The sequence below is a fragment of the Streptomyces sp. SID13031 genome (assembly GCF_010548305.1).
Taxonomy (GTDB): Bacteria; Actinomycetota; Actinomycetes; order Propionibacteriales; family Kribbellaceae; genus Kribbella.
The window spans coordinates 32,625-47,375 of sequence record NZ_JAAGLV010000021.1 but is presented as its reverse complement, the minus strand read 5'-3'; the positions used below and the strand labels follow the sequence as shown (position 1 = coordinate 47,375).

The window sequence follows — 14,751 nt, the reverse complement described above, 5'->3', positions numbered from 1 at the left end:
CCCAGCTGGTGGAGGAAACACCTGCCCGCTAGCTGGTATTTTCCTGTGAATCGACGCGCACCTGCAACGACTGGGGCAGACGTTGCAGAATGGGCCAGGTGAAGAAGCCGGCCAACCTGCTGACCTGGGTCAAGTACTCAGCGTCATCATTGGTGGCCACCCTGACCAGCGAGGTCGCCTTCCTGCTCTGCTACTGGATCGGTACTGCGTCCGCCGTGGCGAGCGTGATCGCCTTCGCGGCCGGTGCCGTGCCCAACTATGTGCTGAACCGGCGCTGGGCCTGGCGCCGGCAGGGCCGGATCTCGGCCCGGCGGGAGTTGTTGCCCTACGCAATCATCGTGCTGGGCAGCGCGGCGGTCGTCATCGCCGGCACCAGCGCCGGCGACCACTTCGTCCGCGGCTGGGTCGATTCCCACACCTGGCGGACGATCCTGGCCGGTGCGGTCTTTCTCACCGCGAACGCGGTGACGTTCATCCTGAAGTTCGTGCTGTTCGACCGATACGTCTTCTCGAAGCCCGTACGTACTCCCGCCACCAAGTAGTGGTCATCACCCGCGCGTAGTTGGCGCCGTAGACGAGCCCCGGCCCCTTCTTGCTCGTCCCGTCTCCCCTGCGACGCATGGTCATCGGCAACTCGACTACGCGAGCGCCACTGGCCAGTACTCCGAGGAGCAGTTCCGACGACTGGTACTGCGGCTCCCGCAGCGTCACCTTGCAGGCAAGGGCTGCCCGCGTCGCCCTGAACCCGAACGACGTGTCGGTCAAGTGGCGACGGGTCAGGATCGACGCCAGGGCAGCGAATACGCGGACCCCGAGCCACCGCAGCCGGCTGTCCGCGTCCTCTTCACCCAACCGGCGTGAGCCGGTGACGAAGTCCGCCTTGCCCTCCAGGATCGGCCGCAACAGCACATCGAGCTCGTCGTTGTCGTACTGCCCGTCCGCGTCCGTAGTGGCGACGTACTCCGCTCTGCCCTGCCCAGCAAGGTGATAGCCGAGTCGGAGCGCAGCACCTTGGCCACGGTTGCGGGGGGCAACGCAGACGTAGGCACCATGCGCTGCGGCGATCTCGGCCGTGTTGTCCTCGGCTCCGTCGACGACGACCAGTACGTCGACCGGCAGCCCGGCGCACGTCTTGGGCATATTCGCCAGCACTGGGCCGATACCGCCCGCTTCGTTGTAGGCGGCAATCACCACGACGAGTGGCGCGAAGGCCGGCTCGCCATGTCTGGCCCGGAAGTCGTCGAGCGCCTCGGAATCGGTCTGGTCCGGATAGCTCTCCATTGGCGGCCGGGCCTGGTCCCTGCCCAGCACGGCCCGCAAGCCGATCGCTCCTGCCAGCGGGAAGAGCACCAAGCCTGGCAGCTGATACCGCCAGGAGAACTCGAAGGCTGCGGACCCCAGCAGGAGGATCACCCCAGCAGTTGCGGGCAGTAGCGCAGCAGAGCGGAGACCGGACTGCTTGGCTCGACCAACCCCGGCTCCAGCGGCCAGTGCGATCAGTACTGCGATCCCAAGAGCCAGGCCGCTCGTGTAGCCACCGTTGAGTTGGTAGGCCCGCAGTACGACGGCCGGACCGTGGATGACGTGCGGGGCAGTCCCGCCCCAGGTCTGCGACGCCTTGGCCGTGTTCGGGTCGGCGAGGTTCGGGTAGGTCAGCTGGAACTGCCACCGATCCAGCGGTACGTCGTCCGGCGAAGTGGTCCTGGTCGGCGCGAAACCCTTCAGGAAGTCCTTGACCGCGGCCCACGCGACATCGAACGGCTGGTGCTTGATCACCAGCATGCTGAAGTCGTGCGCCAACTGCTGCTTGGTGGTGCCAGGTGGCAGCGGCCCCGGCCAGTTCGGGTCGCCGTAGTGGTTGTGCGCGTAGTAGTCGACGCCTAGGCGCTGACCGAGCGGCTCCGTCGGGCAGAACAGTTTGGTGCCCTCGTCGAGCGGCAGCTTGGCACAGTCGGCGACTACTGCGGTCCGGCCGTACAGGACTGTGTCGTCCGCGCCCGAAATGGCCCACTTGCCCGTCTCGCTGTGGATGTAGCCGACGTAGGCGCCGGAGACGAGAGCGAAGCCGGCTAGCGCGGCAGCGGTTCGTAGTACGAGCCTGCTGCGGTGATGACGCCAGTCGGAGCCGACCACCACGAGGTAGAGGACCGCGGCAACGATCAGGGTCAGGCCGATGGTGCGTACTACGAAGGCGGCGCCCAGGAGCAGGCCGACTGCGAGCGCCCGCTTCCAGCCCGGCTTGCCCCAGCCGAGGAGAGTCCAGAGGACCGCTACGAGCAGTACGTCGAAGGTGGTCTCGGCCATGATGTTCTGCTCGATCTGCACCTGGTAGGCGTCGAGCAGGATCGGCGCGGCCGCCAGAGCGGCCAGCCACTTGTAGACGGTGAGCCTGCGGGCCAGCGCATAGATGGCGACCCCGATGGCCAGCCCTGCGAGGTGCTGCACGATCACCACACCGGTGAGGCCGCCGATGTCGACCAGTGGCTTGAGAACGAAGTCGTAGCCGATCGGGTTGAGCTGATCGGGCTTCAGGTCCTTCATGTTGGTCAGGTACTGCACCGAGTCGGTGTAGATGATCGCCGGCCGGTAGGCGACGGTCGCCAGCACACGCAGTACCAGGCCCGCCACCAGGAAGATGGCGAGCAACCAGTGCGCCCTGAGGGTCCGCCTCACTGGGCTTGGAAGTACTGCCACGTCCGTGCCAAGCCATCCTCCAGCGACACCGTGGGCCGGTAGCCGAGCGTCTCCGCGCTGGCGGACACGTCGACCACCACGGCCGGCATCTCCCCAGCCGGCGCCTCCACATGCTCAGCCGGTACTTCGGCGCCCGTCACCGCGCGCACTGCATCGACCAGGTCGAGCACGGAGACCGAGTTGCCCGAGCCGATGATCGCGCGGCCGTCGTACCGGGTGTCGAGGGCCAGGAGCACGGCGGCGACCACGTCGTCGACGTACACGAGGTCGCGGCGCTGCTTGCCGTCGCCGTACACCTTGACGCCGGTGCCGGTCAGGGCCGCGCGCATCATCCGCGGGACGAAGCTGTCCTTGTGCGACATGCCCGGGCCGTAGACGTTGGTGAAGCGCAGCGCCGCCGTCGCCAGGCCGTAGCTGCCGGAGTACGCCGAGAGCAGCATCTCGCCGGCGGCCTTCGTCGCGCCGTACGGCGTGAGCGGGCGCAGCGGGCGCTCGGCGGTGATGGTCTCGGTGCCGACGTCGCCGACCACCGCGTTCGTGGAGGCCATCACGAAGCTGTCCACACCACTGCCACGCGACAACTCCAGCAGCACCTGGGTGATCGTGACGTTCTCGGCGAAGGTCCGCATCGGGGCCTCGACAGACCGCAGTACCGAGGTCAGCGCCGCCAGGTGCACCACCGCCCGCGGCCGCGTCTCGAAGGCTGCGATGCAAACCTCCTGCTCGGCCAGGTCGCCGGTGATAGCGGTGACACCGTCGTCCCACGAGGCATCCGCCGGCTCCCGGTCCACAGCCGTCACCGGCAGGTCCCGCGCCCGCAAGGCGGCAACCACGGCCCGCCCGATGAAGCCGGAGGCGCCCGTCACGAGCACCCTGTCTTCGAATCCGTCCATACCAGCAACTTACTAGTCAGGCTGCAACTCGCCGCGACCGCAAGCGGTCAGCGATGAACCCTTGACCAGGGGTGACGATGGTAGGCAGGATCAGCCCGGACGCGGGCTGACAACCTTGTCATCGGGGCCGCGTAAAACCTCCGGCACACGGCTATCGCCGTACGCCGGTCTTGTCGTGTCAGGAGCGTAGATGGATCTCCGCCGTCCCCTGGGGCTCGTCACGGCTCTCGGGCTTGTTGTGACAATGTCTTCCATGTCCTCCACGTCAGCGAGCGCCGGCTCCACCGCGAGCCCGAACGCCGAAGCGCAGCCGGTCGTCGCCGGTTCCAGCTTCTTCACCTCCTTCGAGCCTGGCCAGCCGCAGCCCGGGTACGCCGATGCGGTCGAGACCGGACCGGACGGGAAGCCACGGGCCGGCGGTGTCGAAGGCCCGACGCCGACCGGGATCGGTGGCAGCGAGATGGACAAGGTCACCAAGGTGACCGCGAGCGGCGAGAACACCGGTGGCGGTGAGATCGCGAGCAACGCCGCCGACGGTGACAAGTTCACCAAGTGGCTGGTCTTCCAGAAGACCGGGTGGCTGACCTATGAGACCTCCGCGCCGGTGGTGATCCGCAAGTACGCGCTCACCTCGGCCAACGACGCCGACGGCCGCGACCCGCAGAACTGGACCGTGTCCGGTTCGAACGACGGGACCACCTGGACCACGCTGGACACCCGGACCGGCGAGAGCTTCGCCAACCGGTTCCAGACCAAGGAGTACAGCTTCAGCAACTCCACGGCGTACAAGTTCTTCAAGTTCGACGTCACGCTGAACCACGGCGAGAACATCGTCCAGCTCGCCGACTGGTACCTGTCGAACGGCGCTCCCCTGCCGCCCCCTGGCGAGGTGGCGGAATCGCGGCTGGACTCCGGCCCGACCAGCGCCTACAACGCCCGCGCCCGGACCGGCTTCACCGGCGTCAAGTCGTTCCGGTACGCCGGACACCAGACCGCCGAGGGCCGGGGCTACACCTGGAACAAGGTCGCCGACGTGGACCTGACGGTCGGCCCGGACACCCAGCTGGCGTACAAGATCTTTCCCGAGCACGTCGAGGGCGACCTGAGCTACCCGAGCACCTTCGCGGCGGTCGACCTGGCGTTCTCCGACGGCACCTACCTGAGCGATCTGAAGGCCAAGGACCACCGTGGCTTCGAGCTCAGCCCGCGCGGTCAGGGCGACGGCAAGGGCCTGTCCACGAACCAGTGGAACAACATCGAGGCCGACCTGGGCAAGGTCGCGGCCGGCAAGACGGTGACCCGGATCCTGGTCGGCTATGACAAGCCGTCCGGCCCGGCGGACTTCCGTGGCTGGATCGACGACGTCCGGATCAGCAAGGCGACCACCTCGGACGCCGCCGCGCAGCTGACCGCCCGGCACCACCCGTCCGACCTGGTGCTGACCACCCGCGGCACCAACTCGACCGGCGGATTCTCCCGGGGAAACAACTTCCCGGCCACCGCCGTACCGCACGGCTTCAACTTCTGGACGCCGGTGACGAACGCCGGCTCGACCTCCTGGCTGTACGACTACGCCAAGGGCAACAACGACCAGAACAAGCCGGAGATCCAGGCGTTCTCGATCAGCCACGAGCCGAGCCCGTGGATGGGCGACCGGCAGACCTTCCAGGTGATGCCGTCCACTGCCGACACGCCGACGGCGGATCGGGACGCGCGCGCCTGGGCGTTCAGCCATGACAACGAGGTCGCCCGGCCGTACTACTACGGCGTCACGTTCGACAACGGCAACGCGGCCGAGCTGACCCCGACCGACCACGCCGCGATGATGCGGTTCTCGTTCCCGGCCGGCCAGGCGAAGCTGATCTTCGACAACACCAGTAACCTCGGCGGCCTCACGCTCGACCCGGCGACCGGTGTGGTCACCGGCTACAGCGACGTGAAGAGCGGCCTGTCCACCGGCGCCGGCCGGCTGTTCGTCTACGGCGTCGTCGACCAGAAGGTCGTTGCCAGCGGCAAGCTGTCCAACGGTGGCGGCGCGAACGTCGGCGGGTTCTTCTCCTTCGACCCGAAGGTGAAGCAGGTGCAACTGCGGATCGCGACCTCGCTGATCGGCACCGCGCAGGCGAAGAAGAACCTCGAGCTGGAGCTGGCCGAGGGCAGCCGGTTCGAGAAGGTCCGCAACGCGGCCCAGAACGCCTGGGACGCCAAGCTGTCCACCATCGAGGTCGAGGGTGCGACCACCGACCAGCTCAACACGATGTACGGCAACCTGTACCGGCTGTTCCTCTACCCGAACAACGGCTCGGAGAACACCGGTACCGCGTCGAAGCCGGTGATCACCTACGCGTCGCCGACGTCGCCCAAGGTCGGCGCCGACACCCCGACCACGACCGGCTCGAAGCTCGTCGCCGGCCAGACCTTCGTGAACAACGGGTTCTGGGACACGTACCGGACCGTCTGGCCGGCGTACAGCCTGTTCTCGCAGGACGACGCGGCCGACCTGGTGAACGGGTTCGTCCAGCAGTACAAGGACGGCGGCTGGATCTCCCGCTGGTCCTCGCCGGGTTATGCCAACCTGATGGTCGGCACCAGCTCGGACGTCGCCTTCGCCGACGCCTACCTCAAGGGGATCAAGGGCATCGACGTACAGGCCGCGTACGACGCCGCGCTGAAGAACGCGGCGGCTCGCCCGCCGACAGACAACGTCGGCCGCAAGGGTCTGGACCACTCGGTGTTCGCCGGCTACACGGCCAGCACCACCGGCGAGGGCTTCAGCTGGTCGATGGACGGCTACATCAACGACTATGGCATCGCCAACATGTCGAAGGCGCTGTACGACGGCGCGAAGGCGAGCGACCCGCGCAAACAGGAGTACCTGGACAACTACAACTACTACCTGAACCGTGCGCGTAACTACGTCACGCTGTTCGACCCGGCGCTGAACTTCTTCCAGGGCAAGGACGGAAGCGGTCTGTGGGGCAACTCGCCGACCACCTTCGACCCGATGGACTGGGGTCACGACTACACCGAGACGAACGCGTGGAACATGGCGTTCTCCACTCCGCAGGACGGCGCCGGCCTGGCTGCCCTGTACGGCGGTCGCGAAGGTCTGGCGAAGAAGCTCGACGAGTTCTGGAGTACGCCGGAGGACGCGCTGCACACCGGCGGCTACGGCGGCACGATCCACGAGATGCTCGAAGCGCGGGACGTCCGGATGGGCCAGTACGGCCACAGCAACCAGCCGTCGCACCACATCGCGTACATGTACGACTTCGTCGGTCAGCCGTCGAAGACGCAGGAGAAGGTCCGCGAGGTCCTGGACCGGCTCTACCTGGGCTCCGAGATCGGCCAGGGCTACCCGGGCGACGAGGACAACGGCGAGATGTCGTCGTGGTACCTGTTCAGCATGCTCGGGTTCTACCCGCTGCAGGTCGGCTCGCCGTCGTACGCGATCGGCGCTCCGCTGTTCACCAAGGCGACGGTGCGGCTGTCCGGCGGCAAGAAGCTGACCATCAGCGCACCGAACAACAGCGCCACGAACAAGTACGTGAAGGGCGTCAAGGTCAACGGCAAGGCCTGGACCTCGACCAACCTGCCGCACGACCTGATCGCGAGCGGCGGCAAGATCGAGTTCGACATGACGGACCAGCCGTCGACCTGGGGCAGCGGCCGCAACGACGCCCCGCCGTCGATCACGACTCCGGGCGAGGACCCGAAGACGTGGCGTGACTCGACCGAGGACTCCGGGGCCGTCACGTCGGCCGGCGGGGTGGACGTGTCCGCGCTGACCGACAACGACTCGAAGAAGCAGGTCACGCTGACCGGCGCCACCCCGACCGTGACGGTGCAGTTGCAGGACGGCCGTCCGGTCACGATGTACACGCTGACCAGTGGAAGCACCGGTACCGCGCCCTCCGCGTGGACGTTGGAGGGGTCGAACGACGGGACGACGTGGGCCGAGGTGGACAAGCGGAGCGGCCAGGCATGGGCGTTCACGTCGTACACCAGGTCGTTCAGCGTCGCAGCGCCGAAGGCCTACACGCAGTACCGGCTGGTGATGACTCCGGCGGCCGGTGCGACCGGGGTGACGCTGTCCGAGCTCGAGCTGCTCGGCACGCTGAAGGGTGTCGAGGCAGGGACGCACCCGAGCGATCAGCGGGTCGCCCAGGCCAAGCCGAGCCCGACTCCGTCGCAGTCCATCGACCGGAACTTCGGCTGAGCTGAGAACGCGCGGCGGCGCGGTCGAACAGGACAAAAATTTCCGGCGGAACCTGCCCCTGAGAGGTTCCGCCGGACGTCCGCGGCCAGTCGGCCGGGAAAAATATGGAGGGGTGGCGACCCCGCCCGGCCTGCCACCCCAACACCTTTACTGACGAGCAAGGCTCCGGTTAGGTTGCCTTGACCCAAAACAGTCCACATCCTGGACGCGGCAGTGGCAGGATGTTCGCTGACCTGGGCTTTTGTCAGCGGAAGTGGTTGCAGACTCCGCAGCCGGCGACAGCGATCCGCCAGGGTGAGGCGGGGCGGAGGGAATGGGCGAGGTCGCCGGCGTAGGCGTAGTGGGAGTCCCGGACTGGGCCGGGTTCGTTCTCGTTGCCGACGTACGTGAGTTGAGCCCACTGATCCTGCTCCCCGTGTACCCAGAACTGGGTCCGGCCGCTGGTGTCCGTACCGCGCCAGACACCCGGCCCCTCCTCGACGCAGCTCACAATCGATCCCACACAAGGCATCGTGCCGGCGGCCAACTGCCGCTTGCTCAAGCTCACGTCGGTGCTCTCCACCAGGTAGCTGACCTCATCCGAGACGACCTGCGGATCCGTGACGCGGGCGTACTCGAGCTGCGGCACGAGCGCTCCGCCCTGACCTCTCAGGGCGTTGACGATCGGCACCATCGTCTTGAATTCCAGCAGGACCGGGTAGCCGATGCCGACGGCAACGAAGGCTGCCGCGACGAGCCAGGTCTTGCCTCGGGTGGCGAGGACATAGGCCGCCAGCAGAGCCACCGCGGCTACTGCGAGCCCGAGAACCCAGGCGGCATCGCCGGACAGGTGCCAGGCGAGGTTGGCCAGTAGTACGGCGAAGAAGCCGCCCAGGACGTAGAGCGAGCCGACCCTGGCCTTGAGCGCGGCTATGGGCAGTGCGATGAGCAGAGCGATCCCGGCGATGCTGATGCTCAGGTGGGTGTGCGTCCCGTACTCGTCGATGAGGCAGTCCTCGGCCTCAGACGGGCACAACGGCGTAGGGACGGCCAACAAGATGCCGACGATGACGCCGGTGACCAGGGCAGCCATCGCTGCTTGGATGAGCGCCTTGCGAAACAGTTGCCCCCGGGTATCCATAAGACGACGCTAGGTTCGCGTACGACGTACAGGATCGGTAGTACTACTCAGGGGACGCAGGTGTGCCCGATCGGGCGTCAGCCGGTCCAGCGGCCGGTGAAGAAGGCGGCGGCCCAGATGGCTGCGAGGGGTACTGCCACCGCCAGGTAGAGGCGGCCCAGCCAGGGTCTTCGCTCGGCCAGCACCGCCAGGCCGATCCAGAGCGGCCACCAGAGCAGGGTCGCGCGGGTCAGTGAGTAGATCCAGAACGAGGTGACGAAGGCGGCGATCGTGCTCGCCACCCAGGCGGCCTCGCCCCACGAGTGACGCCAGAGCAGCCACGCCAGCACCACCAGGCCGACGACCAGCGCGACCAGCTCGGCCCGGAACATCCAGGTCCAGTCGCTGCGATCCGCCGCGAAGTGGCCCTTGGTCGCGGCCTCCACGGTGTGCATCAGCGAGACCCACGGCTCGGTGAACTCGCGCGCCCAGCCCTTCTCCTGCGCCTCCTGCCAGGCGAACCAGGAACCGTGGATCTGCTTCAGGTACGCCATGAATCCGAGCACCGGCACGGCCGGCAAGAACAGCCACGGCAGGGAGTACCAGTCGCGCTTCTTCGAGGTGAGGAACTCGACGCCGAGCGCGAAGATCAAGAAGATGCCCGACACCCGGACGGTCGACGCGAGCGCGACGAAGAGCGCCGCCCGCGCCCATCGCCCCTGCCGCGCGGCCAGCCAGGCGGGGAAGGCGAACGCGCAGAACAGGGCCTCGGTGTACGGCGCGGCGAGGAAGACCCCGACCGGCGCCGCAAACCAGATCAGTGCCGCCTTCGGCCCGAGGTTCTTCAGCTGTGGGAACTCGTACTGCGCCAGCCGGGCGAGGTAGACCCCCGCGACCGCGCTGGCGACCAGGGAGATCACCACGCCGCCGGCCACTGGGCCGATGCCGGTCCAGCCGACTACGCGCATCAAGTACGGCAGGCCGGGGAAGAACGCGGCCAGTGGAGCGCCGGACGGCTCGCCGTGGTTGTACCCGAAGTCTGCGATCGCCTTGAAGTGCCAGACGTCCCACTGCAGCCAGGCGTGCCACACGTTCGGGTAGTCGCTGCCGCGGTTGAACAGCATCGGCGCGGACACGGACAGCACGAAGATCCCGACCCGGCTGACCAGCCACCACCCGAGCGTCTCCCGCACGGTCAGATCAGGCCGCCACCGCACCCGGAGCGCAGTACCTTCCTTGGCCCGCCGAGCCCGCCGCGGCTGCTCCTCGGCAGCCGCCCGCTCAACAACCACCAGACGCCCATTTCTGCGCACAGGACGCCCACTGCGCAACAAACCGCCTAGCCGCCCTCACACCCCCATGGTGCCCCATCGCGCATTCACAGGTCGAACAGCCAACCCTCACCGCCGAACCAAAACCACCCCACCAAGGGCCACAATCAGCCCGGCCCCCATCACCACCAACGGCACAACCGTCATGTCGCGGGATACCAACTCCAGCTCTTCCCCGGTCTCCGGCCACCGGCAGATCGAGCTGATCGGAAACGTCCCGGGCGTCGTCGTCGGTACTCCGCCGAAGTCCTGGGAATGCCCAGCCCGGCCCGTGTGGCAGGCTTCGCTCGCCGGCTTGATCGGCGAGTACACCGAGGCAAGGAAGAAGCCGTAGATCAGCGCGCCGACCAGCACGATCCCGCAGCCGTACAGCGCGAATGTCAGCCGCGCCGCACCCGGCCGCCCCTCGACCCCCATCACCTCAGCCACGCCTCATCCCCAAGTCTGTCCGCAATGTCTCGATGAACCCTTGCGCCCGGGAGTACTGCTCCTCAAAACCGAGAAGGCACCCCTCAGGTAGGAGTGCCTTCTTCGTGGAGCTACTGGCCGTCGTCGTTGGGTGTCTCGGGTGTGTCAGGTGGGCCGGTCGGTCTGGTGGGGATCGACGGCCAGCCCGGCGGCTTCGGAGTCTTGGTCTTCGTCGGGGTGTCAGACGGCGGGGGTGGGGTGTTCGACGACGGGGGCGTGTTCGACGGGAGCGGCGAACTCGGCGGCGGCGTGCTGGAGGGCGGCGGGGTCGGCTTCGGCGTGAACGTCGGCGTTGGGCTGTCCTTGATCGCGTCCTCGTCCGCCGGGGCGAAGTCCGCGTCCGGCAGGCCCTTGAGCACCGGCTCCATGTAGGCCAGCCAGGTCCGCACCGGCCAGTTACCACCGAAGAACGCCTCGTCGTCGCTGAACGGGTCCAGGTCGGCCTCACCGCTCTTGCCGGCCCGGTACAGCACAGCGGTGGACAGCTGCGGCGTGTACCCGGCCCACCACGACGTCAGGGTGTCCTCGCCGTCCTTGCAGCCGTCACACTTGGCGTTCGCCGCCCGGTGCTCGAGGGCGACACCACCGGCGGTACCGGTCTTGCCCGCCGCCGGCCGGTCGAGGTCCTTGGCCTTCTCGCCGGTGCCCTTCTCGACCACGTTCGCCAGCACGTAGTTGACCATGTCGGCGACCTCAGCCGGGAAGGCCTGCTTGGACTGCTTCGCGATGACGTCCTTCGTGTCCGTCCACGTCTTGAAGTTCGGACCAGTCACGGACCTCAGCGTGTGCACCGGGACGTACTTGCCGCTCGCGGCGAAGGTCGAGTACGCGCTGGCCATGTCGACCGGTGACGCGTACGGGTCCGGGCCGAGCACGGTCGACGGCTTGTCCCGAGCGCTCTCGAGGATGCTCGTCTTCGGGATGCCGGCGGCCTCGGCGGCGTCGACCAGCTTCGACGGCCCGTTCTCCATCTGCTTGTCGATCAGGTCGTAGAAGGCGGTGTTGATGGACTGCTCGGTCGCCGTCAGCAGGTTGACGTCGCCGTAGTCCCGGTCGAACTCGTTGTTGAGCTTCTTGCCCTTGACCTCGATCGGGCTGTCGCCCTGGAACGTGTCGTAGATGGTCCGGTTGTCCAGCAGCGCGGCCGCGACGGCGAACGGCTTGAAGGACGAGCCTGGGCGGCCCTTCGATGTCGCCCAGTTCAGCCCCGGGGCCTTCACATAGTCGGGCCCGCCGTACATCGCGACCAGCCGGCCGGTGCCCGGCTGGACCGAGGCCATCCCGATGTGCAGGTTCGCCCGGTTCTTCTTCGGCAGCTCTTCCTGAGCGGCCCGGACCATGGCGTTCTGCTTGGGCAACTCGAAGGTGGTGACGACCTTCAGGCCACCGCCGCTGATCTGGTCCTGCGGGACCATCTTCGCGAGTTCCTTCTTGGCCATGTCGAGCAGGTAGCCGTTCGGGCCGTTGTACTTGGTGCTCTTCTCCGGCTTGTGGATCTCGGGAAGCCTGGCGCTGTACTGCCGCGCTTTCGCCTCCGAGATCGTTCCGCTCTGCCGCATCCCGTCGATGACGTACTGGTAGCGCTCCAGGATCCGCTTCTGCGCCGCCGGCGTCTTGTTGTCCGGGTCGAAGCGAGTCGGGTTGTTCAGCACGGTCGCGAGGAAGGCTGCCTGCGGAACGCTGAGCTGGCTCGGCTCCTTCACGTTGAAGTACGCCTCGCCGGCCGCGGCGACGCCGTACGCGCCCTCACCGAAGTAGATGGTGTTCAGGTAGCCCTCGAGGATCGACTTCTTGTCCTGCGAGCGGCTGAGCTTGGTGGCGATGAAGAGCTCGGAGAACTTCCGCGAGAAGGTCCGCTCCTGGGTCAGGTACATGATCTTCACGTACTGCTGGGTGATCGTCGAGCCACCCTGCAACTGCTCGCCCCGGGCGATGTTGAAGGCCGCCCTGGCCATCCCGGACGGCGAGACGCCCGGGTTGGTCCAGAAGGTCCGGTCCTCGGCGGCGATCATCGCGTCCTGGACGTACTTCGGGATCTGGTCGATCGACACCGAGCGCCGGTTCTGCTCGTAGAAGGTGCCCATCACCGTCGTGCCGTCGGCGTAGTACACCGTGGTCGTGTTCGCCGCGAACGCCTTGTTGGTGTCCGGGATGTCCGTCGTCTGGTACCCGATGAAGAAGGTGGCGACGGCGCCGATCACGCCCAGGAAGCCGAGTGCCAGCAGCCACCCCAGAACCCTCAGCGCCCAGTGTTTCTTGCGGCGCGCGCGGGTAGGAGCCTTCCTACGAGCTTCACTCACAGTGCAATCCTCGACGATCTCGCTGAAGTCATTGCGACCCAGAGTACGGCGGATGTGGTAACGGTCCCTATTCCGCCTGGATGGTAGCGGTCCCAGCGGTCACCGGTAATCAGCCGGTGACGTGCGGTGCCAGGAGCGTCACAGCGATCAGGGCCGCTGGGAAGCAGGCCAGGAACATGGTGAACGTGTAGCCCATGATGTCGCGCGCCTTGAGCCCGAGGATGGCCAGCGTCGGCAGCATCCAGAACGGCTGCAGCAGGTTCGCGCTGGCCTCTCCGAGGTCGTACACGACGACCATCCAGCCGGCGTCCACCTGGAGCTGGTTGGCGGCGTCCAGCACATACGGCGCCTCGATGACCCACTTGCTGCCACCACTGGGCACGAACACGCCCAGGATGCAGGAGTAGATCGCCACCAGCGGCGGGAACAGGAACTGGTTGCTCGCCTGCACGAGCCAGCCGGCCAGGCGAGCCGAGATCCCGGTGTACGCGATCATGCCGAAGATTCCGCCGTACAAGGGGAACTGCAGCAGCACTCCGGCTGCGGCCGGCGCACCGTCGCGCACTGCCCGGGCCATCCGCCAGGGACGCCAGTGCAGCAGCATCGCGAGCAGGAAGAGGATCAGGTTCACCGTGTTGAGGTCCAGTGCGTTGAAGAAGCTCTTGCCGTCGAAGTACCGGACCAGGTAGATCGCGCCGAGCAGTACGACCAGCAGGCTGAACAGTGGCGAGTGCTCGAGCCAGTCGCCCGGCCTGCGCTTCTCGTCCTCCGAGCCGTCCACCCGCTTGCCGTTGTACGCCGAACCGCGGCCGATCAGCGGCCGTAGCTCGATACCGATGTCCTCCGCCGTCCTGGCGTTGCCCTCGCCGGGTGCGACGAACCAGGCCATCGTCACGCCCACGACGTACACGAAGAGCGTGGCGACGATCGCCTGCCAGGTGAAGATCGTGTCGCTCAGCGGGATCAGCCCGCTGGCGTGACCGCCCGCCCGGATCACCTCCTGGACCGGGCCGGGGCTGCTGCTCGCACTCGCCACCTGCAGAGCGGCCGAGCCGGACAGGCCCTGCGCCCAGACCGTGCCGAGCCCCAGGAACGCCATCGCGCCCAGTGCCCGGTAGTCGGCCTTCGGCACGTTGCGGGCCACCTCGCGAGCCAGGATGGCGGCGAAGATCAGGCTGAACGCCCAGTTGAGGTACGACGCCAGCATCGCGACCGCCGCGACGAAGGCCACCGCGGTACGAGGTGACTTGGGGATCCGGCCCAGCCTGGTGATCAGCCGGGCGACCGGGCCGCTGGTGGCCACGGCGTACCCGCCGATGATGATCATGGCCATCTGCAGCGTGAAGGTGATCAGGCTCCAGAACCCCAGGCCCCAGGCGTCGACCATGCCGTAGCCCTTGGTCGCCGCGGGGTCGTCCGGGCGCTTCAACAGCGGCTCGCCGGTGATCAGCCCGAAGACGAGCACCACGAAGGTACCGACCAGCACGAACCCGAACGCGTCGGGCAACCACTTCTCGGTGAAGGCAGTGAAACGCAGCGCGATCCGGGCCAACGGGCCCTCGCCCTCGGTGCCGTGTTTCGTGTGCTTCCCATGGCTGTCCGCCATGACCCTCCGCTCCTGGACCACGACTCTGTGTCAGTTGATTAACGCAGATCGGCGCCTGACGTAACAGGTTTTGCCGCAGCGGGTCGTGGGATAGCTAACAAAGTCCACCTTTGTCAGGAGTTGTCCACAGCCGACCGAGGT

General features: G+C 67.2%; 9 protein-coding genes. 2 read left to right on the top strand and 7 right to left on the bottom strand.

Translation table 11 applies throughout. The features are described 5' to 3' along the window. Nucleotides 1–98: 98 nt before the first annotated feature. The gene (locus G3I17_RS32695; RefSeq protein ID WP_164601882.1) at nt 99–542 is read left to right on the top strand and encodes a GtrA family protein; all 444 of its coding nucleotides are present in this window, start codon (nt 99–101) and stop codon (nt 540–542) included. Here G3I17_RS32695 and G3I17_RS32690 read toward each other — a convergent pair. Together G3I17_RS32690 and G3I17_RS32685 are read right to left on the bottom strand one after the other, a co-directional pair. Beyond that, nucleotides 472–2,673 (bottom strand): glycosyltransferase family 2 protein, encoded by a 2,202-nt coding sequence (locus G3I17_RS32690; protein WP_164601880.1) that lies wholly within the window; start codon nt 2,671–2,673, stop codon nt 472–474. The genes G3I17_RS32695 and G3I17_RS32690 overlap by 71 nt on opposite strands. Continuing rightward, nucleotides 2,670–3,587, bottom strand: a complete 918-nt coding sequence (locus G3I17_RS32685; RefSeq protein ID WP_164601878.1) for an NAD-dependent epimerase/dehydratase family protein — start codon at nt 3,585–3,587, stop codon at nt 2,670–2,672. The genes G3I17_RS32690 and G3I17_RS32685 overlap by 4 nt, the downstream gene beginning before the upstream one ends. Before the next feature lie 253 nt (nt 3,588–3,840). Between G3I17_RS32685 and G3I17_RS32680 the strand changes: the two genes are divergently transcribed. Next, entirely contained in the window at nt 3,841–7,806 is a 3,966-nt protein-coding gene (locus tag G3I17_RS32680; protein ID WP_239063147.1) for a GH92 family glycosyl hydrolase, read from the top strand. Nucleotides 7,807–8,050: 244 nt separating this feature from the next. Here G3I17_RS32680 and G3I17_RS32675 read toward each other — a convergent pair whose 3' ends face one another. From G3I17_RS32675 to G3I17_RS32655, 5 genes are all read right to left on the bottom strand, one after another. After that, nucleotides 8,051–8,926, bottom strand: a complete 876-nt coding sequence (locus G3I17_RS32675) for a hypothetical protein (protein ID WP_164601874.1) — start codon at nt 8,924–8,926, stop codon at nt 8,051–8,053. Between the two features lie 77 nt (nt 8,927–9,003). Continuing rightward, nucleotides 9,004–10,197 carry a mannosyltransferase family protein gene (locus tag G3I17_RS32670; protein ID WP_203591081.1) on the bottom strand — a complete coding sequence of 398 codons (1,194 nt, stop codon included), beginning with the start codon at nt 10,195–10,197 and terminating at the stop codon, nt 9,004–9,006. A gap of 108 nt (nt 10,198–10,305) precedes the next feature. Then, the gene (locus tag G3I17_RS32665; protein WP_164601872.1) at nt 10,306–10,665 is read right to left on the bottom strand and encodes a hypothetical protein; all 360 of its coding nucleotides are present in this window, start codon (nt 10,663–10,665) and stop codon (nt 10,306–10,308) included. Between the two features lie 110 nt (nt 10,666–10,775). Beyond that, nucleotides 10,776–13,004, bottom strand: a complete 2,229-nt coding sequence (locus tag G3I17_RS32660; protein WP_164601870.1) for a transglycosylase domain-containing protein — start codon at nt 13,002–13,004, stop codon at nt 10,776–10,778. A gap of 109 nt (nt 13,005–13,113) precedes the next feature. Further along, nucleotides 13,114–14,610: a TIGR00366 family protein gene (locus G3I17_RS32655; RefSeq protein WP_164601868.1), complete on the bottom strand. Its 1,497-nt coding sequence runs from the start codon at nt 14,608–14,610 to the stop codon at nt 13,114–13,116. Nucleotides 14,611–14,751: the final 141 nt, after the last annotated feature.